20 protein-coding genes are annotated in these 21,750 nt (G+C 65.3%); 5 read left to right on the top strand and 15 right to left on the bottom strand.

Annotation, left to right across the window (positions count from 1 at the left end; genetic code table 11):
- Positions 1 to 180 precede the first annotated feature (180 nt).
- Both AC3RCG_RS21680 and AC3RCG_RS21685 read left to right on the top strand, forming a co-directional pair.
- Entirely contained in the window at positions 181 to 678 is a 498-nt protein-coding gene (locus tag AC3RCG_RS21680; RefSeq protein ID WP_070221099.1) for a pyridoxamine 5'-phosphate oxidase family protein, read from the top strand.
- 84 nt (positions 679 to 762) lie between these two features.
- Positions 763 to 1,371, top strand: coding sequence for a DUF2239 family protein (locus AC3RCG_RS21685; RefSeq protein ID WP_492402030.1), 609 nt, complete (start codon positions 763 to 765; stop codon positions 1,369 to 1,371).
- A gap of 9 nt (positions 1,372 to 1,380) precedes the next feature.
- Here AC3RCG_RS21685 and AC3RCG_RS21690 read toward each other — a convergent pair whose 3' ends face one another.
- From AC3RCG_RS21690 to AC3RCG_RS21750, 13 genes are all read right to left on the bottom strand, one after another.
- Positions 1,381 to 1,647, bottom strand: coding sequence for a hypothetical protein (locus AC3RCG_RS21690; protein ID WP_070300427.1), 267 nt, complete (start codon positions 1,645 to 1,647; stop codon positions 1,381 to 1,383).
- Between the two features lie 194 nt (positions 1,648 to 1,841).
- Positions 1,842 to 2,216 (bottom strand): KGG domain-containing protein, encoded by a 375-nt coding sequence (locus tag AC3RCG_RS21695; RefSeq protein WP_070221093.1) that lies wholly within the window; start codon positions 2,214 to 2,216, stop codon positions 1,842 to 1,844.
- A 193-nt stretch (positions 2,217 to 2,409) separates the two neighbouring features.
- On the bottom strand, positions 2,410 to 3,099 hold the full coding sequence (gene pdeM, locus AC3RCG_RS21700; protein WP_230505739.1) for a ligase-associated DNA damage response endonuclease PdeM: 690 nt from the start codon (positions 3,097 to 3,099) through the stop codon (positions 2,410 to 2,412).
- Positions 3,096 to 5,561: a ligase-associated DNA damage response DEXH box helicase gene (locus AC3RCG_RS21705; RefSeq protein ID WP_492402028.1), complete on the bottom strand. Its 2,466-nt coding sequence runs from the start codon at positions 5,559 to 5,561 to the stop codon at positions 3,096 to 3,098. The genes pdeM and AC3RCG_RS21705 overlap by 4 nt, the downstream gene beginning before the upstream one ends.
- A 7-nt stretch (positions 5,562 to 5,568) precedes the next feature.
- Positions 5,569 to 7,209, bottom strand: a complete 1,641-nt coding sequence (locus AC3RCG_RS21710) for an ATP-dependent DNA ligase (protein ID WP_492402027.1) — start codon at positions 7,207 to 7,209, stop codon at positions 5,569 to 5,571.
- Positions 7,202 to 8,242, bottom strand: a complete 1,041-nt coding sequence (locus tag AC3RCG_RS21715; RefSeq protein WP_492402025.1) for a ligase-associated DNA damage response exonuclease — start codon at positions 8,240 to 8,242, stop codon at positions 7,202 to 7,204. The genes AC3RCG_RS21710 and AC3RCG_RS21715 overlap by 8 nt, the downstream gene beginning before the upstream one ends.
- A gap of 87 nt (positions 8,243 to 8,329) precedes the next feature.
- Positions 8,330 to 10,021 carry a RecQ family ATP-dependent DNA helicase gene (locus AC3RCG_RS21720; protein ID WP_070291831.1) on the bottom strand — a complete coding sequence of 564 codons (1,692 nt, stop codon included), beginning with the start codon at positions 10,019 to 10,021 and terminating at the stop codon, positions 8,330 to 8,332.
- Positions 10,022 to 10,127: 106 nt separating this feature from the next.
- Positions 10,128 to 10,526, bottom strand: coding sequence for an MAPEG family protein (locus tag AC3RCG_RS21725; protein ID WP_492402024.1), 399 nt, complete (start codon positions 10,524 to 10,526; stop codon positions 10,128 to 10,130).
- Positions 10,527 to 10,574: 48 nt separating this feature from the next.
- A complete protein-coding gene (locus AC3RCG_RS21730; RefSeq protein WP_492402023.1) occupies positions 10,575 to 13,973 on the bottom strand; it encodes a hybrid sensor histidine kinase/response regulator in 3,399 nt (1,132 codons plus the stop codon).
- Entirely contained in the window at positions 13,970 to 15,094 is a 1,125-nt protein-coding gene (locus AC3RCG_RS21735; RefSeq protein WP_070312869.1) for a hybrid sensor histidine kinase/response regulator, read from the bottom strand. The genes AC3RCG_RS21730 and AC3RCG_RS21735 overlap by 4 nt, the downstream gene beginning before the upstream one ends.
- Positions 15,095 to 15,200: 106 nt before the next feature.
- Positions 15,201 to 15,809: a chemotaxis protein CheB gene (locus AC3RCG_RS21740; protein ID WP_070291833.1), complete on the bottom strand. Its 609-nt coding sequence runs from the start codon at positions 15,807 to 15,809 to the stop codon at positions 15,201 to 15,203.
- Between the two features lies 1 nt (position 15,810).
- Positions 15,811 to 16,635 (bottom strand): CheR family methyltransferase, encoded by an 825-nt coding sequence (locus tag AC3RCG_RS21745; RefSeq protein ID WP_200899269.1) that lies wholly within the window; start codon positions 16,633 to 16,635, stop codon positions 15,811 to 15,813.
- Between the two features lie 140 nt (positions 16,636 to 16,775).
- Positions 16,776 to 17,762 (bottom strand): aldo/keto reductase, encoded by a 987-nt coding sequence (locus tag AC3RCG_RS21750; protein ID WP_492402022.1) that lies wholly within the window; start codon positions 17,760 to 17,762, stop codon positions 16,776 to 16,778.
- Positions 17,763 to 17,851: 89 nt separating this feature from the next.
- Here AC3RCG_RS21750 and AC3RCG_RS21755 point away from each other — a divergent pair, with 89 nt between their 5' ends.
- Positions 17,852 to 18,742, top strand: a complete 891-nt coding sequence (locus AC3RCG_RS21755; protein ID WP_492402021.1) for a LysR family transcriptional regulator — start codon at positions 17,852 to 17,854, stop codon at positions 18,740 to 18,742.
- Positions 18,743 to 18,809: 67 nt separating this feature from the next.
- Positions 18,810 to 19,319, top strand: coding sequence for a GAF domain-containing protein (locus AC3RCG_RS21760; protein ID WP_492402071.1), 510 nt, complete (start codon positions 18,810 to 18,812; stop codon positions 19,317 to 19,319).
- Here the strand turns inward: AC3RCG_RS21760 and AC3RCG_RS21765 are convergent, their stop codons facing one another.
- Entirely contained in the window at positions 19,320 to 19,907 is a 588-nt protein-coding gene (locus AC3RCG_RS21765) for an O-methyltransferase (RefSeq protein ID WP_492402020.1), read from the bottom strand.
- 38 nt (positions 19,908 to 19,945) lie between these two features.
- Entirely contained in the window at positions 19,946 to 20,836 is an 891-nt protein-coding gene (locus AC3RCG_RS21770; protein ID WP_070221066.1) for a DMT family transporter, read from the bottom strand.
- A 101-nt stretch (positions 20,837 to 20,937) separates the two neighbouring features.
- On the opposite strand from AC3RCG_RS21770, the gene AC3RCG_RS21775 reads away from it, so the two are divergent.
- Positions 20,938 to 21,717, top strand: coding sequence for an AraC family transcriptional regulator (locus AC3RCG_RS21775; RefSeq protein ID WP_070291837.1), 780 nt, complete (start codon positions 20,938 to 20,940; stop codon positions 21,715 to 21,717).
- Positions 21,718 to 21,750: the final 33 nt, after the last annotated feature.

Here is a 21,750-nt window from a genome sequence, read left to right on the forward strand (position 1 = left end):
GATATTTCAAACAAATGATAATGATTATCATTTATTAAGTCAAGACATGGGGCGCCCCGCCGGGCCGGCGTTTTGTAACAGCTTTGAAACAAAGCACCGCTGCTACGTAAGCTGCCGTACAGAGCCGCATGCAGCAAGCGCCTATGCTTGTTGTTCAGGACAACCAACAAGGGAGCACCCATGCAATCGTATTCCAGCGAACAACTGGCCAGCATCGCGGCCAAGATCAAGGACGTCAAATTCGGCATGCTGACCACCAGCGACGACATGCGCACCCTCACCAGCCGGCCGCTGACGCAGCAGCAGGTCGATAACGAAGGGCAGATCTGGTTCTTTGTTTCCGACGAGGCCAGCTATACGCGCGACTTGCTGAACAATCCGCAAGTCAATGTCAGCTTTGTCGACACGGGCGACAGCCTGTATGTATCCGTCTGCGGCCACGCGCAGCTGCTGAAAGACCGCGCCAAGGCGGAGGAATTGTGGAATCCGCTCGTGAAAGCCTGGTTCCCGGGCGGGCTCGACGATCCGAAGCTGTCGCTGATCAAGGTGACAATCCAGTCGGCCGAGTATTGGGATAGCAGCGCCAGCAAGATGATGCAATTCTATGAAATGGCCAAGGCCGCCATCACGGGCGAGCCGCCGAAAGACATGGGCGAACACGGCCGGGTCGATCTGTAGCAGATTTATCCTATTTTACCCGGGTAATATTGACTTTCCATTTAACCCGGGTAAAATTGCCTGCATTCCCCATGGAGGCAAGACATGCATACCCCCGCACCACCTCAGCTCACCGCCTTTGCCGGCAAGCGAAAAGTCGCCGCCGGCCCTTTACATGCGCTTGCGCAAACACTGAAGGAACTGGTGACGCGCGATCCCGATGCGCAGATCCTGATTTTCGACGATGCCAGCGGCAGCCAGGTCGACCTGAACCTGCACGGCAGCCTGGCCGAGGTGCTGCAGCGCCTGCCTCGCGCGGCAACGCCGGCGCCGCAGGACGACGCTCCCGCCCCCGCACGCACGGCAGGCCGCCCGAAGCTGGGCGTCGTGGCGCGCGAAATCACTTTGCTGCCCCGTCACTGGGAATGGCTGGCGACGCAGCCGGGCGGCGCTTCCGTCGCCTTGCGCAAACTGGTGGAACACGCGCAGCGCGGCAACAAGCTGCACGATGAGCAGCGCCAGGCACGCGAAGCGGCCTATAAAGTCATGAATGCGCTGGCCGGCGATGCGCCAGGCTTCGAGGAAGCAAGCCGCGCCCTGTTCGCCGGCAAGCAAGCAGCGTTTCTCGCATGCGTACAGGAATGGCCAGCGGACGTGCGCGAACACGTCTTGCAGCTGGCCCGGCGCGCGTGGCTTGAGAGTGAAGAAAGTTAGGCGGCCAGATCAGACGCCCGTACTGCCCGTGGTGTCGGGCGCATCGTCGGCGCTCTGCCGGCTCTGCCCGGCGGAGCCTGACTGGTGATGGGGCAAGCGGTCGGCGCGCCGCACTTCGCCGATGGAAAACAGATCGTCGCCGATATCGAGCCCTTGCTCGCTATCGACCAGCACAAAGTTCTCGGCAGAATCGGCCGTACTTTGCTTGTTGCCTGCCACGGACGGCGTGCCGCCCTGGCTATTGCCGGCTTGCGGCGTGGTGGAGTTGCCCATCATCTTCTCCCTGATCGTGAGTGCGATTTGACTGCGTTGACTGCGTGTCGGCCTTGGCCGGCGCAGCTATTTCATCATAGTCCATGCCTGCTGCGTTGCATCAAAATTTTGCGGCAGCCAAATAAGCGTGGCCCTGACCAGCGGCGTGCCTGCTTCCCGCTGGCCAGAGCCACTTGCAAATTGCTACTCAGCTGGCGCTACTTGTTGCGCGACCCGGAGCTGGAACCGGACCCGGAACCGCCGCTTTGCTTGTTGCCACTGTCACGGTTGCCCTCCTGGTTCATGCTGGCGTTATCGCGCGAACCGCTGGAGCTGGAGGCGCTTTGCCGGTTGGCATCGTTCTTGTGGCTTTGGCTGCCTGCGCGGCGGGCCTCTTCCGACGTGAATTCATGGGCCGTGCCTTTTTCATGCGCGGCACGTCCGCCTTCGCTGGCGATTTCGCGCTGCTGGGCGGGGTCCATGGAAGCGAAACCCCGCTTGCTGGTATCGCTTTGCTTGCTGCCGCCGCTGCCGCCGCTGCTACTGCTACTGGTTTTACTACCTTGCTGTTTATTGTCGCTCGATGTGGCCATGATGATCTCCTTGATCGATGGAATCGGAAACAGTGCAAACCATGCAATTCTTCCCCCTCGCATGGCAAGGGAACCGTCATCTTAGTGCGCACATGGGGCACAAGAAATAGGAGGATGGCAAGAGCGCATGTAGGATGAGTCCCGCCTACGGTGGCACAGTTACTTTCAGTTTTCCACCAAAAGTACCAGGCACTCAGCAGTTGGCGGGCAGCGGAAAAATCGCCGCGTCCGCCGTCACGTACACGCGCTCGCCAGTGCCTGGCAGCACCGCATGGCCGCCCGTGAAGGCGCCAAACGAGGGCAGGATGGCGCGCTGTTGACCCAGCAGGAAACACGGCAGGCGCAAGCCGCCGCCGTGCGCTCCGCTCCCTTTGGCGCGCAAGTGAAACACGGGATGCACATGGCCCGCCAGCACGTAGCCGGGCGCGACGGTGTCAGGATGATGGCAGAACGACAGCTTGCCCACCTGGTGCGGCTCGTCCACCATGCGGATGCCCAGCGCGGCGGCCGGATCGCCCGCATGCGCGTCGTGGTTGCCGCGCACCACCGTCAGGCGCACGTCGCGATGACGCATGCGCCAGGCCAGCATGGCCGCCACGGTGGCGGCCGCATGGGCGGCGCGCGCGTGCAAAAAATCGCCGAGAAAGACGATTTCCTCGCAGGCGTAACTGGCCAGCAAGGCATCGAGCGCCAGCAGGTTTTGCGTGGTGGTGCCGCGCGGCACGGGCACGCCCAGCGCGCGAAACGCCGCCGCCTTGCCGAAATGGATGTCGGCGATGATCAATATCCTGCGCGCCGGCCAGTACACGGCCTTGTCCGCCAGCAGCAAGACCACCTCGCCGGCCAGCTCCACCGCGCAGTGCGCCTGCTCCTGTCCCTTCATGCGGCCGCCTTTTCCAGCGCCAGCACCAGCCGCGCCACCCGGTCCGACAGTTTTTCCGTCGTCAGCTGTTCGCGGAAGCGCTCGACCATCAGGCCGAAGGCAAATGGCGAGGCGCGCTCCAGCGCTTGCAGACTGAGGCTGCGTCCATGCAGTTCGCGCAAGGTGGCGCGCAGGCGCGTCAGTTCCAGTTCCTGCTCCAGCACTTCGCGCTGCGCCTGCGTGAGCAGCAAATTGGCCGCGTCGTGCTTGCGGAACACTTCAAAGAACAGCGAGGACGACGCTTGCAGCTGGCGCGCGCTTTTCGGCTGGCCCGGATAGCCCTGGAACACGAGGCCGGCGATGCGGGCGATTTCACGGAAACGCCGCTGCGACAATTCCGTCGCGTTCAGGCTGGCCAGCACGTCTTCCAGCAAGTTGTCCGTGCTGAACAGGGGAAGATCGGCACCGCTGGCGGCCGTCAGCAGCGGCGCAAAATCGATATCGTCCGCGCCCAGCAATTCAAAGCCGTAATCGTTGACGGCGATCGACAAGGTGGCCGGCTGCACGCGCGCGATGCGATAGGCCAGCAGGGATGCCAGGCCCAGGTGCACGGAGCGGCCCGCGAATGGATACACGAACAGGTGATGGCCCTCGCGGCTGGACAAGGTTTCCAGCAGCAGGCTGGCGCGCGTGGGCAGGCTGGACCATTTCTGCTGGATGGCCAGCAGCGGCGCCAGCGCGCGCATTTCCGGCCCGCTGGCACGGCCCTCCTGCGCCAGCTGCAGCTGGTCCAGCACGGCGTGCGCCAGTTCCGACGACAGCGGCATCTTGCCGCCCTGCCAGCGCGGCACGGCACCGCGGCTGCCCGTGGCGCGCCGCACGTAGGCCGTCATCTCATGCACGCGCACGAATTCCAGGATGCGCCCGCCAAACAGAAAATGGTCGCCCTGCTTCAGGCGCGCGATGAACGATTCCTCGATGCTGCCGATGCGTCCCCCGCCGAGGAATTTGACCTGGATCGCCGCTTCCGAGACGATGGTGCCGATGCTCATGCGGTGGCGCCGCGCCAGCGCCACGTCCGGCACGCGGTAGACGCCTGCATCGTCCGGCAGCACTCTGCGGTATTCCGGGTACACGGTCAGGCTTTGCCCGCCGCGCGCGACGAAGTCGAGCGCCCATTGCCACTCGTCCGGCGTCAGCTGGCGATACGACCAGGCCGCGCGCACTTCCGCGTACAGCGCCGGCGAATCGAAACCGCCGCCCAGCGCGATCGTCACCAGGTGCTGCACCAGCACGTCGAGCGGCTTGTCCGGCACGGGCCGCGCTTCCAGGTGGCCCTGCGCCAGGGCAGCGCGGGCGGCGGCCGCTTCCAGCAATTCCAGGCTGTTGGTCGGCACCAGGGTGACGCGCGAAATGCGCCCCGGCGCGTGGCCGCTGCGCCCCGCCCGCTGCACCAGGCGCGCGATGCCTTTCGCGCTGCCCACCTGCAGCACCCGTTCGACGGGCAGGAAATCGACGCCCAGGTCCAGGCTGGACGTGCACACGACGGCTTTCAGCTCGCCCGTCTTCAGGTGCTGCTCGACCCACTCGCGCACTTCGCGGTCCAGCGAACCGTGGTGCAGGGCGATCAGGCCGGCCCAGTCGGGGCGCGCATCAAGCAAGTGCTGGTACCACAGCTCGGCCTGCGAACGCGTGTTGGTGAACACCAGGGTGGTGGCGCTGTCCTCGATCTCGGCGATCAGCGGCTGCAGCATCTGGATGCCCAGGTGGCCGCCCCAGGGAAAGCGCGTGGGATTGACGGGAATCAGACTGTCGACAAGGATGCGCTTCCTGACTTTACCTTCGACCAGCACGCCATCGCTTTGTTCTCCCAGCAAGACGTCCTGCGCCTGGCGCAGATTGCCCAGGGTGGCCGACAAGCCCCACGTCATCAAGGTTACATTCCAGCGGCGCAAGCGGGCCAGCGCCAGCTGCACCTGCACGCCGCGCTTGCTGCCCATCAATTCATGCCACTCATCGACGATCACCGTTTCCAGCAGGCTGAAGCGTTCCTGCGCGTCCGCCTGGCTCAGCATCAGGGACAGGCTTTCCGGCGTCGTGACGAGCACCTCAGGCCACGCTTTCGCCTGCCGCGCCCGCTGCGCGGCGCTCGTATCGCCCGTGCGCGCCTCGATGCGCCAGCCGGGCGCCAGCGTTTCGCCGGACGCCTGCAGCGCGCGCACAGTGTCGGCCGCCAGCGCCCGCATGGGCGTGATCCACAGCACGCGCAAGCCCTGCTTCCTGCCCTTGCGCGCCAGGCGCTCGGCGCGCAGCAAGGCGCCGAACCACACGGCATACGTCTTGCCGGACCCGGTACTCGCATGCAGCAGGCCGGACTGGCCCTGCGCGCCAGCGCGCCAGACGGCGCGCTGGAAAGGAAAGATCGTCCAGCCGCGCCCCGTGAACCACGCATCGATGCGCTGCGCCAGCGCGCTTTTACTCATCGCCTGCTCATGCGGCGCCCGCCAGCATGGCCTTCAGGGTGGCCAGGGTGTCGGCGTCGGCAACTGTCTTGTCTTCGCGGCGGCGCAGGATGCGGGGAAAGCGCACGGCGATGCCCGCCTTGTGGCGGCTGGACGCAGCGATGCCCTCGAAACCGATCTCGAACACCATCGTCGGCTGCACGCTGCGCACGGGGCCGAATTTTTCTATCGTCGTCTTGCGGATGGCCGCGTCGACTTGCGCGATCTCCGCATCGGTCAAGCCCGAATACGCCTTGGCGAACGGTACCAACTTGCGCTCGCCCTGCCCGCCCTCCTCCACGTCATCCCACACGGCGAACGTATAGTCCGTGTACAGCGACGCGCGGCGGCCATGGCCCGCCTGGGCGTAGATCAGCACGGCGTCGATGGCATACGGATCGATCTTCCATTTCCACCATGTGCCCACGTCTTTCGTGCGGCCCACGCCATATGCGGCCGACACGGCCTTGAGCATCAGGCCTTCCACGCCGCGCGCGCGCGATTCCTCGCGGATGATGGCCAATGCCTCCCAGCTAGCCGCGTCAACACGCGGCGACAGGCGCAACGCGGGAGAGTGCACGCCGGCCACCACGCTTTCCAGCAGCGCGCGCCGTTCCAGCTGGGGCAGCTGGCGCACGTCCACGCCATCGAGCTCCAGCACATCGTAAGCCACCAGCACGGCGGGCAGCTCGGCCAGCAGCTTGGGCGAGACCGTCTTGCGGCCCATCCGTTGCTGCAAATCGGCAAATGGCGCCGGCACGTCGCCCGGCTGCCAGATGAGGATTTCGCCATCGAGCACGGTACCCTCGGGCAAGGCCAGCTGCGCCAGTTCCGGAAAGCGCTCCGTGATCAATTCCTCGCCGCGCGACCACAGCCAGTTCACACCCTCCCGGCGCAGCAGCTGGGCGCGCATGCCGTCGTATTTCCACTCGGCCAGCCAGCCGGAGAGCTCGCCCAAGGTTTCCGGCGCCGTCTGCAGGGGATGCGCGAGGAAAAACGGATACGGCTGGCCGCCGCGCAGCGCATGTTCGCCGTCCGACTGCGCGGCGATCAGCTTCAAGAATCCCGCGCCCGTGGGGTTGACCTTGCCATCGGTCCAGCCCATCAGGCGCTGGGCGATCAGCTTGCTGTCGACGGCGGCGATCGATGCCAGCGCGCGCGTCACCAGCAGTTTTGAGACGCCCACGCGAAAGCCGCCGCCGATCAGCTTGATCAACAGAAAACGTTCGCGCGTTTCCAGCTCGTCCCAGTACCCCAGCAGGGCGGCGCGGATGGCGTCCGGCGCCGCGCCGCGCAACGGTGCGATGCGCTGCTCGACCCACTCGGCCAGGCCGACGTCGCTGCGTTTGGCGGGCGCGGGCAGGATCAGGGCGATGGTTTCGGCCAGGTCGCCCACGGCGTGATAGGCCTCGTCGAACAGCCAGGCATCAAGGCCCGCCCGTTCGGTCGCGTATTCGCGCAGCAATTTGGTGGGCACGGCCTGACGCGGCTTGCCGCCGGCCAGGAAATACACGGCCCAAGCCGCGTTCTCGGGCGAGGCGCCGCGAAAATAGGCTTGCAGCGCCGCCAGCTTGCGGCTGGTGGAGGTCGTCTCGTCGAGTTCCGCGTACAGCCGGGCAAAGTCACGCATGGCTGACGTCCTCCGCCGCCGTGGCCGCACCGGGCGCACCGTCATCGGCCTCGTCATCGCCGTATTCCGTCTCGAAGCCGCCCGCCTGCCAGCCGTTCTGCTGCAGCCAGCGCACCATGACGGGAATCGAGCCATGCGTGACGATGATGCGTTCGGCCTGCGTGGCCGTGATCGCTTGCATCAGGCCGGGCCAATCGGCATGGTCGGACAGCACGAAACCCCGGTCCACGCCGCGCCGCCGGCGCGCGCCGCGCAGCAGCATCCAGCCGCTGGCAAACGCATCGCTGTAGTCGCCGAAGCGCTTCATCCACGGCGAGCCGGCGGCCGATGGGGGCGCGATCACCAGCGCCGTCTTCAGGGCGGCCTTGTCCGCCACCTCGCCCACCATCACGGTGGCGGGCAAGGCCACGCCCGACTCGCGGTAGACCTGCGTCAGGGCTTGCGCCGCGCCATGGCAGATGATGGGGCCGATGCTGGCATCGAGGCCCGCCAGGATGCGCTGCGCCTTGCCGAAGGCATAGCAGAACAGCACGCTGGTGCGCCCTTCGGCCGCATTCCTGCGCCACCACTGGTTGATGTCGTCGTAGATTTCCTGCGGCGCCTGCCAGCGGTAAATGGGCAGGCCGAAGGTCGATTCGGTGATGAAGGTGTCGCAGCGCACGGGTTCGAACGGCAGGCAGGTGGGGTCGGGCTGCAGCTTGTAGTCGCCCGACGCCACCCACACTTCGCCGCCATATTCCATACGCACCTGTGCCGAACCGAGCACGTGGCCGGCCGGATGCAGCGACACCTGCACGCCGTGGTGTTCGATGGTCTCGCCATACGCGAGGCCCTGGATGGACACGGGGCCCAGGCGCGCGCGCAGCACTTGCTCGCCTGGCGCGGCGCACAGGTAATGCCGGTGCCCGACCCGCGCATGGTCGGCGTGCGCATGTGTGATGATGGCGCGCTCGACGGGGCGCCACGGGTCGATGTAGAACTGACCCGGCACACAGTACAAACCTTCCTTGCGCACCACTACCATGTCTGCCATGCCCTGCTCCCTGCATTATCACGCGTTGGAATGGGCTGATTCTAGCGCTCTTGCGCCAGATCATCTGTCAGACAGCGCACACTGGGTTCACGCCGGTGCGACAAACTCGGCCATGAAGGTGCGCGTGGTGTTTTCCGGAAAGGCAATCGTGACCTGGTCGCCCGCCACCGACAGCACGGTGCCGATCTGGTAGCGGGGCACGCGCACGCGACTGCCGACGGCGATCTGCGGCGCTGGCGGCGGCGATGGCGCTTGGGACGGGACCGGGGGCAACTCGTCGAGGGAAATGGGCGCGGCCAGCGCGGGCGGCGACAGGCAATTGTCGCAGGTGCAGCAGCGCTCGAAATCGCCGGCATCGCCAAAATAATCGAGCAGCAGTTTCCAGCGGCACAAGCCGCTTTGCGCATAGGCCACCATCTGCTCGAGCGCCTGTTTGTCGCGCTCCTGCTTGTCGACGTAGATCTGCGCCAGCTGCGCATACGAGGGCGAGCTGGCCGAGGGCGCTTTCAGGCTGTAGCCCAGTTTGCGGTCCTGGCGCAGCAGCTTGCCGTCCTTCAACAGTTTCAGGCACACCTTCAGGTGGCCGTCAGAAAAATCGGGCAGGCTGGACGCCAGCGCAGCGAAAGTAAACGTGGCCGGCAATTCTTGCGCTGCCGCCACGATGGCGGCCAGTTCTTCGGCCGTGGGATAGTGCTTCGCCAGAAAAAATTGCTGCACCCGCTTGTCTTCCTGGAAGTACAGCAAGGTGCAGTCGGCGGGCAAGCCGTCGCGCCCCGCGCGGCCCGATTCCTGGTAATACGCCTCCAGGTTGGCCGGCACCTGCAAGTGAATGACGAAGCGCGTGTCGGGCTTGTCGATGCCCATGCCAAAGGCGTTGGTGGCCACCATGATGCGGCGCTCGCCATTCATGAACAAGTCCTGGTGGTGCTTGCGCTCGCGCGCCGCCAGCTTGCCGTGGTAGCAGGTGACGCTCTCGCCCAACGCTTCCAGCCGCGCCGCCAGGTCTTCGACGGCCTTGACGGTGGCCGCGTACACGATGCCCACGCCCGGCGTCTCGCGCAGCAGGCGCAGGACTTCGTCCTGTTTTTCTCCCGCATTCGTGACCTGGATCACGCGGTAGCGCAAATTGGCGCGGTAGATGCCGGTATTGATGACGTTCAGCTTGCGCGCTTCGAGTTGCGTATCGATATCGGCCATTACTTCCCCGGTGGCCGTGGCCGTCAACGCCAGCACGGGCGGGCGGCCCAGCGCGCGCAGGGCGGCCGCGATGTCCAGGTAGGCGGGACGGAAGTCGTGGCCCCACTGGGAAATGCAATGGGCTTCATCGATGACGACCAGGCTGGGCGGCGCGCCGGCCAGCAGGGACAGGAAGGCGGTATTGGTAAGACGTTCCGGCGTGCAAAAGATGATGAGCCTGCCGCCCTGGGCGATGCGGGCGATGGCGTCGTCTTCCTCGGCGCGCGACAGGCTGCTGTTGAGCTGCACGGCCGTGATGCCCAGTTCGTGCAGCTTTTCCAGCTGGTCCTTCATCAGAGAAATCAGCGGGGACACCACCACTGTGGCACCCGGCAACAGGGCGGCGGGCAGCTGGTAGCACAGCGACTTGCCGCTGCCCGTGGGCATGATGGCCAGGGTGTCGCGTCCGGCCAGCACGCTGTCGATGACGTCCTGCTGGCCCGCGCGCAGCCGCGCCACGCCAAATACGGAGCGCAGCAGACGCTGGATCTTGCGCTGGCGGGCGCTGCCCGCTTCGTTCACTGCAGAAATGGTAGTCGCCATCGTGGTCCGGTCCCTCACATGCCGGCGCCAGTCGCCAGCTTGCCGCCACTTTACGGCCGGGTCTGGCGTACGACCATAGGACGGCTGCTACAGCCAGCGTAGGATTTCAGGAAGCGAACAGGATGGCCCAGAACAGCATCAGCAGCCCGGCTATCGACACGCACCACACGAGCGTGCGCACGACGGGCACGCCGAACGCGTACAGGGGCAGATACAGTACGCGGGCGGCCAAATACAGGGCGGCGCCGTACAGGCTCAGTGCGCTTTCCTGCGCCGTCACGTGGGCGATCAGCACGGCGGCGGCGAACAGGGGCAGGGTTTCGAACAGGTTCGCCTGGGCACGCTGCAAACGGCCCGTGATCTTGCCCACGGGCGGTCCGTCGCCGTCGCGCGCGCTCACGTTATAGGCCGTGCCCGTTTCGCGCGTGCGGAACAGCGCGGGCAGCAGGATTTGCACCAGCGCCAGCACCAGGGTACCGGCCAGCATCGTCAGTTCAGGGGTCATGCCTTACCTCTACGTGTGAGACGGGCGGGCCGAAGCGGCGCGTGCCCGTCAAGGTTGGTCGAGTGCCGCTTGCAACTCCATCAAATCATAGGGCTTGCGCAAGACACTGGCGGAAAAACCCAGCTCATCCATCGATTCCTTGCCATAGCCCGTGGAAAAGATGATGCGCATGGCCGGTTTATCGCGCAGCACCATGCGCGCCAGCGCGATGCCGGACATGCCGGGCAGGCTGACATCCGTAAACAGGATATCGAAGTCTTGCTCATTGAGCAATTTCCACGCCGCCTCGCCATCGGATACGCCGCTGACCGTATGGCCCAGCATGCCCACCAGTTCGCACACCATCAGCTGCGAATCGAGGTTGTCTTCCACCACAAGTATTTTCATCGATGTCGGCATGTCCCCCTGTGGTTCCGGAGCATGGCCCGTCAAGTCCAGTCCCGGCGTGTCACTTCCCAGCACGCTGGCCGCCGCGCTGCCGGTCGGCAGGATGCCGGCCACCGGCGCGCCGGACCGTTCAAACTGGCGCGCACGCATTTGCTGCTGGCGGTTGGCCAGCACATGGCGCAGCTTGCGTGCCAGCTCTTCGCGCCGGTACGGCTTGCTGAGCAATTCCACTCCCGCGTCGAGACGCCCCTCATGCACGATGACATCCTGCGCGTAGCCCGACGTAAACAAGACGGCGATATCGGGCTGCAACTCGCGCGCCTGGCGCGCCATCTCCGTGCTGCTGACGGGACCGGGCATGATGACGTCCGTAAACAGCAAGTCGATCTGCGCGCCGCTATGCAGCACGGCCAGCGCGCTTTCACCATCCTCGGCCTTGAGCACCGTATAGCCCAGCGCCCCCAGCATGTCGACCACGGTCGTGCGCACGCCCACGTCGTCTTCCACTACCAGCACGGTTTCCGTGCCGCCCGTGACGACGCCGCTCAATTCCAGTTCCTCGTCCGCTTCGGCCATCAGGGAACGGGGCAAGTAGATTTTGACTCCCGTGCCCACGCCAGGTTCACTGTAAATGCGGATATGGCCGCGGCTTTGCGTGACGAAGCCATACGCCATCGACAGGCCCAGGCCCGTGCCCGCGCCTTCCGGCTTGGTGGTGAAGAACGGCTCGAACGCGCGCTGCAGCACGGCGCCGCTCATGCCGCGGCCCGTGTCCGTCACCGACAGCATCACGTACTGGCCCGCCGGCACGTCGACCAGATTGTGCACATACTGTTCGTCGAGCACGACGTTGCCCAGTTCGATCGTCAGCTTGCCCACGCCATCCATGGCGTCGCGCGCATTGATGGCCAGGTTGAGGATGACGTTCTCGATCTGGCTGCGGTCGACCAGAGTATTCCACAGCCCGCCGCCGCCCACCAGCACGATGTCGATCGCTTCGCCCAGCGCGCGCCGCAGCAGCGCATCCATGTTGCGCACCACGCGGGTCAGGTCGGCCACCACGGGTTTCAACGGTTGACGCCGCGCAAAGGCCAGCAGGTGCGACGACAATTTGGCGCCCCGCTCGACGGCGGCAATCGCCGTGTCCAGGCGCTGGCGCATGAGGCCATCCGTGCCCGCCAGATGCTGCAGCAAGTGCAAATTGCCGGAAATAATTTGCAGCACATTATTGAAATCGTGCGCGATGCCGCCCGTCAACTGGCCCACGGCTTCCATCTTTTGCGCCTGGCGCAACGCGTCTTCGGCCTTGGTGCGCTCACCGACTTCCTGTTCGACCCGGTGCTCGAGCGTTTCGTTCAATTCATGCAGCGCTTTTTCCACGCGGCGCCGGTCCGTGATGTCCGTCTTGACGGCGATCAGGGAACGCGTATGACCCTGCTCATCGACGAGGCGGCTGACATTGCTCGACACCCACACTTGCGTGCCGTCGGGCTTCAGGTAGCGCTTTTCCAGCGAAAACGACTCGCCCGTTTCCACCAGACGCTGGAACAGCACGTTGTTGCCGGGCACGTCCGCCGGATGCATGATGTCGTTCATGTTCAGGCTCAGCAGTTCCTCGGCGGAACGCCCCAGCATGCAGCACAGGGCACCGTTGACCCTCTGGAAACTGCCATCGAGGCCCAGCTCGGACAAGCCCACCGAGGCCTGGCCGAAAATGGCCGCCATGCGCTCCTGGCTGGCGTTGAGTTCGTCCTCGATCTGGCGCCGCTCCGTCACGTCGAACGACACGCCCACGTAGCGGCGCTGGCCCGGCATGCGGCCGGCCACCACCTCGCCCTGGCGCGCGATCCAGCGCAGCGCGCCATCGGCGGGGCGGCGGATGCGGTACTCGACGTATTCGAGGGGATTGGGCGCGACGTCAAGTTTGCTTGGTCCGACCTTTTGCTGGTCGCGCGCATCAACCAGGCTCACCAGCAGGCGTTCCGTCACTTCCACCTCGTCGGCAATGCCCCACAGGCGGCGGAACGTGGGCGACACCACCATCGCGCCCGTCTCGGGGAACCATTCGAAGGTGCCGATGCCGCCCGCCTGCTGGGCCAGGCGCAGCCGCTCCTCGCCTTCCATGCGTTCGGTCACGTCGATGCCTTCGACGAGGATGCCCGTCACCACGCCCTCTTCATCCTTGATGGGCTGGTACACGAAATCGATCTGGCGCTGGCCCGTCTGCCCGTCCGCCGCCTGCAAGTCCACCTTCACCTGGCGCCCCTCGTAAGGTTCTCCCGTGCGGTAGACCTGGTCGAGCAGCTCGATGAAACCTTGCTCCTTGACTTCAGGCAAGGCCGCTTCGACTGTCTTGCCCAGCACATCGCGGTGCCCGACCAGACGCAGATAATGCTCGTTCGCCAATTCGAACACGTGCTGCGGCCCGCGCAGCAGGGCCATGAAACTCGGCGCCTGCTGGAACAGGGCGCGCAGCAGCGCCCGCTCCTCGCCCAGGCGGCGGTTGGCCGCGCGCACGGCCTCGCTCTCGGCCTGCAAGGTGGTGTTGAGTTGGCCCAGCTCGGCCGTGGCCAGCTTCAGCTGGCGCCCCTCCTCCATGCGCGCCGTCAATTCCAGCGCCGTGCACAGCACGCCGTCGACCTGGCCGTCGGCGCCATGCACGGGCGTGTAGAACAGGTCGAAACAGACGTCCGTGCGCTGTCCGCCGCGCAACAACGGCAAACAGCATTCGCGGTGCACCTGCGTCTCGCCGCGCAGTCCCGCTTCGAGGATGCGCGCGTTCCAGTCCCAGATTTCCGGCCAGATGCCCGGCACCGTGCCGCCCAGCGCCGCCGGATGGCGCTCGCCTGCGATCTGGATGTAGTCGTCGTTGTAAATCATGACGTGCTGCGGGCCCCACATCAGCACCATCGCCATGGGCGAATTGAGCACGATGTCGACACTGGTGCGCAGATGGGCGGGCCAGCCATCGACGGCGCCCAGGCTGGTGGCGGACCAGTCGCGCTCGCGCACCAGTTCCCCCATGCTGCCGCCGCCGCGCGGCCAGGCTGGCGCGCTCATGTCGCCCGTCCCGCTTGCACGCACACCTGGCACTGGCGCGGAATGCGCACGGTCGCCAGCGTGCCCTGCGCGGCCGTCGAACTGAGCTCGAGCGTGCCGCCATGGGCCTTGACGAACATGTTTGCCGTGTACAGGCCCAGTCCCAGGCCCTGCCCCGTCCGGCGCTTCTCGCCCGCCTGCTGGAACGGTTCGAACAGGGTCGGCAGCAAGGTGGCGGGAATGACGCCACGATTGGCGATGCGCAATTCAATACTGCCGGCGTCCCGTCCGTCGAGGGCCAGTTGCACGGGCGCGCCCGGCTCGCCATGCGTGATGGCATTGTTTAACAGATTCGAGATGACTTGCGACAGCAGGCCCGCGTCGCATTGCCCGTGCAGCTCGCCCACGCTGCTGACCTCGACCAGCGGCGCCTGACCGGCCGTCTCGCATTCCTCGACGATGGCGCGCGCCAGCGCCAGGTAGTCGTGCATGCTGCCGCGCAATTCCATCGTGCCGGAACGGATGCGCGCCAGGTCCAGCAACTGGTCGACCATGCGCGCCATGCGCTTGGCGCTGCTTTCGATGCGCTGCGCCGTGACGATCACCTTCGGGTGGTCGCTCATCATCGGCAACAGCATGGCGCCGTTCATCACCACCGACAAGGGCGTGCGCAAGTCGTGACCCAGCACGGCCGTGAACAGTTCATTCAGGTGCAGCGCATGCTTGAGTTCGTCGAGCTGGGCCGACAATTCGCGTTTCTGCTGGTAGAGCTGCACCAGCACCGCCACCTTGCTTTGCAAGGCTTTCACGTCGATGGGCTTGTAGAGAAAGTCGACGGCGCCCGCCTCGTAGCCGCGGAAACTGTAGCTCGGCTCGCGCGACGCGGCCGTGAGAAAAATCAAGGGAATGCTGCGCGTGCGTTCGCTGCCGCGTATCAGCTCGGCCAGCTCGAAACCATCCATCTGCGGCATTTGCACGTCGATCAGGGCCAGCGCCACTTCATGCGTCAACAGCAGTTCCAGCGCTTGCGCGCCCGAGCTGGCCTTCAGGATGACAATGCCGGGCCGCGCCAGCACGGCTTCGGCGGCAACCAGGTTTTGCGCGATGTCGTCAACGACGAGGATATGAATAGGAGCGGTCACGGAATCATCTTCAGGCATCGCAACGGCAAGACGCCATCGTGTTTCGATATGGACATAAACATTGTTTCAATTCTCACATATATTACACGCACTACACTATTCCCATTCACTTGTGTTCGCCATCGCCGAGCAATGCCAGGCTGGCGGCCATTTGCGGCAAATCGAGCACGCGGTCGGCGCCGGCCAGCTTGAGCGCGGCGGCCGGCATGATGCCACAACTGGCCCGCTGCGGGTCTTGCACCCAGGCGCTGCCGCCCAGCTGCCGCACGCGCGCCAGGCCCGCCGCGCCGTCGGCCGAGGCGCCCGTCAGGATGATGGCCAGCATGGCGCGCCGGTAGGCATACGCAGCCGTTTCCAGCAAGACATCGATCGATGGGCGCGAAAAATACACGGGCGCTTCCTGTGACAGGGAAAAACAGCCATCGGGCTCGACTTGCAGGTGGTAGTCGGGCGGCGCGAAATACACGACGCCGGGTTGCAGCGGTTCCTTGTCCTGCGCTTCGCGCAAGGGCAGCTGGCAACGTTCCGCGTACAACTGCGGCAACTGGCTCGAGCGGCCCGGCGCCAGGTGCAGCACCACCACCACGGCCGCGCGGCAGGTGGCGGGCAAGGCGCGCAGCACGATGCCCAGCGCTTCTACGCCGCCGGCCGAAGCGCCGATGGCGATCAGGCGCAGGCCGGCCGGCGGTGGCGCGACGTCGGAGCTCGGCAGCATGTCAGGCACGCTGGAAGATGCGTTCGGCCGGGCTCAGCTCGTTAAAGCTGTCCGCATGGCGGCTGAAATGCAGGCTTTCCTTCATGCCCAGACCCAGGAAGCCCCGGTTCACCAGCGCTTCGTGGAACAGGCCCAGGCTGCGGTCCTGCAAATCTTTATTGAAATAAATCATCACGTTACGGCAGGAAACCATGTGCACCTCCGAAAACACGCTGTCCGTCGCCAGGCTGTGGTCGGCGAAAACGAACTGGCGCCGCAAGCGCCGGTCAAAGATGGCGCCCTTGTAGGCGGCCGTGTAATAGTCGGACAGCGAGCGCTTGCCGCCCGCCAGCTGATAATTCTCGCTGAACTGGGCGATGCGCTCGACCGGATAGATACCCGCTTCCGCGGCGGCCAGCGCTTCCACATTGATGTCGGTCGCATAAATCATGCTGCGCTCGAGCAAGCCTTCCTCTTCCAGCAAGATGGCCAGCGACCACACCTCTTCGCCGCTGCTGCAGCCGGCCACCCAGATCTTGATCGAGGGATAGGTGTGCAGGATGGGCACGACTTTTTCGCGCAAGGCGCGGAAATACGCGGGATCGCGGAACATCTCGCTCACCTGCACCGTAAAAAATTGCAGCATCTGCGCGAACATGGCCGGCTCGTGCAAGATGCGGTCCTGCAATTGCGACAGGCTGGCGCAGCCGAAGCGCTCCATGGCCTGACGCATGCGCCGGCGCAGGGAGGCCACGGAATAATCGCGGAAATCGTGCTGATAGCGCAGCAATATTCCCTCAAGCAATAATTTCAGTTCTATATCGAAAATATCGTCATCTAACAACATCCACCTCATCGGATACCTGACCGTTGAACACGGGGCAACACGCACCGTGCAGTCACTGCCAAATGCTAGCAGATCGTCGCCGATTATCCCGCAGGAAAAGCGTCAGTTAGGTACGCTGGCGTACGCTAGATCCAATTTTTTCACGCGTCCACGCCCTTCATGCCTTCCTCCGTATAGCGCGCGCCCGCCGCCATGCCCAGGGGAAAGGCCGCGTTCATCGCCGCCAGCTCCGCCCCGTCCAGCCGCACGGCCAGCGCGCCCAGGTTGTCGTGCAGGTAGGCGATGCGCTTGGTGCCGGGGATGGGAATGATGTCGTCGCCTTGCGCCAGCAGCCAGGCCAGCGCCAGCTGGGCCGGCGTGCAGCCTTTGGCGCGCGCGATGTCCCTGACCTGCGCGACGATGGCCTGGTTATGCGCCAGGTTGTCGGCGGCAAAACGGGGATTGAAGTGGCGGAAATCTCCCGCGTCGAGACTGGCCGCATCGGCGATGGCGCCCGTCAGGAAACCGCGCCCCAGCGGGCTGTAGGCAAAGAAACTGGCGCCCACGTCGCGGCAGGCGGCCAGTACGCCCTGCTCCGGCTCGCGCGTCCACAGCGAGTATTCGCTCTGCAAGGCCGCCACGGGGCAGAGCGCCGCCGCGCGCCGCAAAGTGGCGGCGCTCACTTCGCACAGGCCCACGGCGCGAATTTTTCCTTCTTGCCGCAATTGCGCCAGCGCTCCCATCGACTCTGCCAACGGCGTATCGAGGTTCAGGCGGTGCAGGTAAAACAGGTCGATGCTCTCCACGCCCAGGCGCGCCAGCGACGCTTCGCACGCCTGGCGGATGTAGGCGGGGGAATTGTCGACGCGGCGCGCATAGCTGCCCGGCTCGCGCGCCAGGCCGCACTTGGTGGCGACCAGCGCCTGGCCTGGGTGGCGCGCCAGGAAACGTCCCAGCAATTGCTCGTTGTGGCCAAAACCGTAGGCGTCGGCCGTGTCGAACAGGGTCACGCCCGCCGCCAGGGCCGCTTCCAGGGTGGCCATCGATTGCGCCTCGTCCGTGGCGCCATAAAATTCCGACATGCCCATGCAGCCCAGGCCCAGTGCCGAACTGTTCAAGCCGCTATTACCGATGCGTCGTTGTTGCATGCTGCTCTCCTCATGTGTTGACTCGATGCAGCCAGTCTAGGCCGTGCCGGCTGGCGGGGGAATGCGCGATTTCGTGATACCTTTCTGGTATGAGAGCCCTCGACACCCACGCCCTGACCCTGTTTTGCGCCGTCGCCCGTTGCCTGAACTTTCGCCAGGCGGCCGAACAATTGCACATGACCCAGCCGCCCTTGTCGCGCGCCATCAAGACACTGGAAGAAAAACTGGGCGTGCGCCTGTTCGAGCGCGACACGCAGGGCGTGGCCTTGACGCAGGCGGGCCGCACCCTGCTGCCGCAGGCGCTGCACATCCTCGACTTGCTGGAGACGGCGCACACGTCGCTGCAGCGTGATGCCGCCCCCGCACGCCTGCGCCTGGGTCTGACCAGCTCCGTGGCGGCCGGCCTGTTCCGCCCGCTGCTGGCGGCGCTGGAGGCGCAACTGGGCAATGTCCGGCTGGAACTGACGGCGGCGCCGTCGCCGCGCCTGGTGGCTGGCGTGCGCAAGGGCCAGCTCGACGCGGCCCTGCTCGCGCTGCCCAGCGCCACGTTCGAACTGGCCGTGCAGCCGCTGGCGCGCCAGCCCATGATGCTGGCCCTGCCCGCCGGGCACCGGCTGGCGAAGAAGCGCAAGCTCAGTCTGACCGACATCGCGGCAGAATCGATTTACTGGTTCGAACGGGCGCGCCAGCCCGCCTTCTTCGACCATTGCCAGCAAGTGTTTCGCCGCCATGGCTTCGCGCCCGCCTTCCTGCGCGAAGCGCCCGACCACCATGTGCTGCTCGGTGACGTGGCGGCCGGCAAGGGCATGGCGCTGCTGGCCGACTCGTTCCGCGCGCTGCGCCTCGCTGGCGTGGCCTACCGGCCATTGGCGGAGGGCGAGGAATTGGCGGCCGGCATCGGGCTGGCCTGGCGGGAAGAGCACGGCCATGCGGCCCTGCCCCTGCTGCGCCGGCTGGCGCAGGAACACCTGCAAAAGTGAGGGTCACACGCGGATGCGCCAGACGCGCTACCATAGCGCCTTCCCCATTTTGCGCTCCACCACGACCATGACGTTTACCCTCAGCGACGCCGCCTACGGCACCGATACCCCCGAAGCCAAGCAAGCCATGTATGCGGACCTGCGTTCGCAGCTGCAAGGCTTGCTGTCGGGCGAAACCGACTTCATCGCCAATACGGCCAACTTCAGTTCGCTGGTCTTCCACACGATGCCGGGCCTGAACTGGGCCGGCTTTTATTTCCTCAAGGGGGAGGAACTGGTGCTGGGACCGTTCCAGGGCAAGCCGGCCTGCATCCGCATCAAGAAGGGCCGCGGCGTATGCGGCACCACCGTGGTCGAAGGCAAGTCCATCGTCGTGCAGGATGTGCACGCGTTTCCCGGCCACATCGCCTGCGACGTCAATTCCCGTTCGGAACTGGTCGTGCCCGTGTTTGCACACGGCGAGATCGTCGGCGTGTTCGACCTCGACAGTCCTTTGACCGGCCGTTTCGATGACGTCGACGCGCAAGGCGTCGAATCGCTGGTGCGCGTGCTGGAAGCGGCTATCGTCGCTGAATAATCAGTTGCCGGACTTGACGGCGATGAATTCGCCCTTGCCGACAGTCGCCAGGCACGCCGTGTAGCGGCTGTCGGCGCGGATGGCTTCGATGAAGCCGGCCATGTCCGCGTAGTGCGAACTGGCGTTGTCGACCACCAGCACGCCGCCCGCCGCCAGCACCCGGTCCAGCTGCGGCCACCATTGTGCATATTGCTGGCGCGCGGAATCGAGGAAGATGAAATCGTAGGCGCCGTCCGCCGCATCGCGCAGCACGTCACCCGCGTCCGCCAGCAGCTGACCGATCACGCCTTGCAATTGCGCGCGCACGAAGTTGTCGTGCGCCATGTCGAACTTGTCCTGCGCCTTTTCCACCGTCACCACGCTGCCGCCCAGCGCCTGCGCCGCGCGCGCCAGCCACAGGGTCGAGTAACCGTTCGAGGTGCCGATTTCCAGCAGCCGGCGCGCGCCGCGCGCGTGCACGAGCACGGCCAGCAATTCGCCCGTATCGCGCGTGATATTGAGCATGCGGCTGGCGCGTTCCGTGTGCGCCGCATCGTTGCTGCTGCCGAAGGCTTCGAGTTCGCTCAACAGGGTATCAATGTCCGGCATGATGGCTCCTTGTGAAAAACATCAGCATAGCAAAAAAACTAGGCGCTGGCGCGGCGCAGGGGGCGCTTCAGGGTTTGCACCATCACCACACCCAGCAGGGTCACGCCGCCGCCGATCACATCGTAGCTGTGTAAGGTTTCACCGAGAAACAGCATGGCGATGATCACCGTGAACACGGGCAGCAGATTCATCAGGGTGGTGGCGCGGCTGGGGCCCAGCTTGGCCAGGCCATGCATCCACAAAAACGGCGCGATGATCGATGCGGGGATGCCGGCGAACAGCACCAGCGGCAAGCCGGCGCCCGTGACGGGCGGCGCCGACTGGCTCAGGTAATACACGAACAGCACGGGCACGGCGCACCAGACCTGGATCAGCAAGGAGTGCCAGTTATTCAGAGGAATCTTCCAGCGCTTGAGCAGCACGCCGTAGCCCGCATACGACAGGCAGGCCAGCAGCATCAGCGCGTCGCCCAAGGCCGCGCCATGGGCGATCAGGGCGGCCGGGTCGCCATGGCTGAGCAGGTAGCCAAGTCCCAGCAAGGACACGATGCCGCCGAACACGCCGCCCACGGTAGGCGCCTCTTTCAGCACCAGCACGGACAGGCCCACGGCCAGCAGCGGCATCATCGACGCGAGGATGCCCATGTTGGTGGCCGTCGTCGTCTGTGCGGCGATGTAGGCGAGGCACTGGTACATGACCATGCCCAGCATGCCCAGCACAAACAGTTTGCCCAGATACGGTGTCACCACGGCCCGCTGCTTCCACACGGCGCGTCCAAACACGAGCGCCAGCAGCACCCCGGCCAGCAGCCAGCGGAAGAACGAGATGGCGGCCGGATCGATCACGCCCACGGCCAGCTTGCTGACGATGGTATTGATGGCCCAGATCAGCACGGCGATCACGGGAAACAGATAATGCTTGGCTTGCATGCGGCGGACTCCAGATTTCAATACCGCCATTTTCGCATGGTCTGATTCCATGGATATAATGCATATCGGACAATCGATGCGAAGAACAGGACAAAGACACCATGGCCAGCAACCAGCATTTCCCCGCCGTTTCCGACGCCCTGCCCTATCCCGTGTACTTTCGCCTCGACGATTATCACGCGCACCAGCAGTTCGATTACCAGAGCCATCCGTGGGGCCAGCTCACCTATTGTTCCACGGGCGTGATGGAAATCATGGTGGCGGGCCAGCGCTATCTGTCGCCGCCCCAGTACGCCGTGTGGATACCGCCCGAGACCCTGCACGACGGCTATATCCGCCAGGACGTCGTGTTTCACTCCGCCTACATCGATGCCAGCCTGTGCGCGCAGCTGCCGGCCCAGCCGTGCGCGCTGGTATTGAGTCCCCTGCTCAAAGCCATCCTCGGCGACTTCGCCGACAGAAACGTCACCACGCCCGCCACCGCAGCCGACCAGCGCCTGGCGCAAGTGCTGGTCGACCAGCTGCAGCTGGCGCCGTGCAGCCGCAACTACCTGCCCGGCAGCGACGAGCCCGTCATCGCGGCCTTGCTGGCGGCCCTGCAGGCGGAGCCGGGAAGTAATCGCTCACTGGCCGAGTGGGCCGCGCAATTGCACGTCACCGAGCGTACTCTGGCACGCCGCTGCCAGCGCGAGCTGGGCATGCCGTTCGGCGAATGGCGCCAGCGCCAGCGCTTCCTGGCGGCCCTGCCCCTGCTGGAACAGGGAGAAACCGTGCAGGCGATCGCGCTGGAACTGGGCTACAGCACGGCCTCCGCCTTCATCGCCATGTTCCGCCGCCAGAGCGGCGGCACGCCGGACCAGTTCCGCCGCGGCCTGCGCTGAAAAAGCGGCTCCGCTTTGTCATGCTTTGTCATA

Source organism: Janthinobacterium sp. GW823-FHT01H08 (assembly GCF_058797855.1).

Excerpts from the sequence above, each read along its gene's own strand:
- AC3RCG_RS21680 (WP_070221099.1), top strand. The coding sequence starts at position 181 with ATGCAATCGTATTCCAGCGAACAACTGGCCAGCATCGCGGCCAAGATC.
- AC3RCG_RS21685 (WP_492402030.1), top strand. The coding sequence starts at position 763 with ATGCATACCCCCGCACCACCTCAGCTCACCGCCTTTGCCGGCAAGCGA.
- AC3RCG_RS21690 (WP_070300427.1), bottom strand. The coding sequence starts at position 1,647 with ATGATGGGCAACTCCACCACGCCGCAAGCCGGCAATAGCCAGGGCGGC.
- AC3RCG_RS21695 (WP_070221093.1), bottom strand. The coding sequence starts at position 2,216 with ATGGCCACATCGAGCGACAATAAACAGCAAGGTAGTAAAACCAGTAGC.
- pdeM (WP_230505739.1), bottom strand. The coding sequence starts at position 3,099 with ATGAAGGGACAGGAGCAGGCGCACTGCGCGGTGGAGCTGGCCGGCGAG.
- AC3RCG_RS21705 (WP_492402028.1), bottom strand. The coding sequence starts at position 5,561 with ATGAGTAAAAGCGCGCTGGCGCAGCGCATCGATGCGTGGTTCACGGGG.
- AC3RCG_RS21710 (WP_492402027.1), bottom strand. The coding sequence starts at position 7,209 with ATGCGTGACTTTGCCCGGCTGTACGCGGAACTCGACGAGACGACCTCC.
- AC3RCG_RS21715 (WP_492402025.1), bottom strand. The coding sequence starts at position 8,242 with ATGGCAGACATGGTAGTGGTGCGCAAGGAAGGTTTGTACTGTGTGCCG.
- AC3RCG_RS21720 (WP_070291831.1), bottom strand. The coding sequence starts at position 10,021 with ATGGCGACTACCATTTCTGCAGTGAACGAAGCGGGCAGCGCCCGCCAG.
- AC3RCG_RS21725 (WP_492402024.1), bottom strand. The coding sequence starts at position 10,526 with ATGACCCCTGAACTGACGATGCTGGCCGGTACCCTGGTGCTGGCGCTG.
- AC3RCG_RS21730 (WP_492402023.1), bottom strand. The coding sequence starts at position 13,973 with ATGAGCGCGCCAGCCTGGCCGCGCGGCGGCGGCAGCATGGGGGAACTG.
- AC3RCG_RS21740 (WP_070291833.1), bottom strand. The coding sequence starts at position 15,809 with ATGCTGCCGAGCTCCGACGTCGCGCCACCGCCGGCCGGCCTGCGCCTG.
- AC3RCG_RS21745 (WP_200899269.1), bottom strand. The coding sequence starts at position 16,635 with ATGTTGTTAGATGACGATATTTTCGATATAGAACTGAAATTATTGCTT.
- AC3RCG_RS21750 (WP_492402022.1), bottom strand. The coding sequence starts at position 17,762 with ATGCAACAACGACGCATCGGTAATAGCGGCTTGAACAGTTCGGCACTG.
- AC3RCG_RS21755 (WP_492402021.1), top strand. The coding sequence starts at position 17,852 with ATGAGAGCCCTCGACACCCACGCCCTGACCCTGTTTTGCGCCGTCGCC.
- AC3RCG_RS21760 (WP_492402071.1), top strand. The coding sequence starts at position 18,810 with ATGACGTTTACCCTCAGCGACGCCGCCTACGGCACCGATACCCCCGAA.
- AC3RCG_RS21765 (WP_492402020.1), bottom strand. The coding sequence starts at position 19,907 with ATGCCGGACATTGATACCCTGTTGAGCGAACTCGAAGCCTTCGGCAGC.
- AC3RCG_RS21770 (WP_070221066.1), bottom strand. The coding sequence starts at position 20,836 with ATGCAAGCCAAGCATTATCTGTTTCCCGTGATCGCCGTGCTGATCTGG.
- AC3RCG_RS21775 (WP_070291837.1), top strand. The coding sequence starts at position 20,938 with ATGGCCAGCAACCAGCATTTCCCCGCCGTTTCCGACGCCCTGCCCTAT.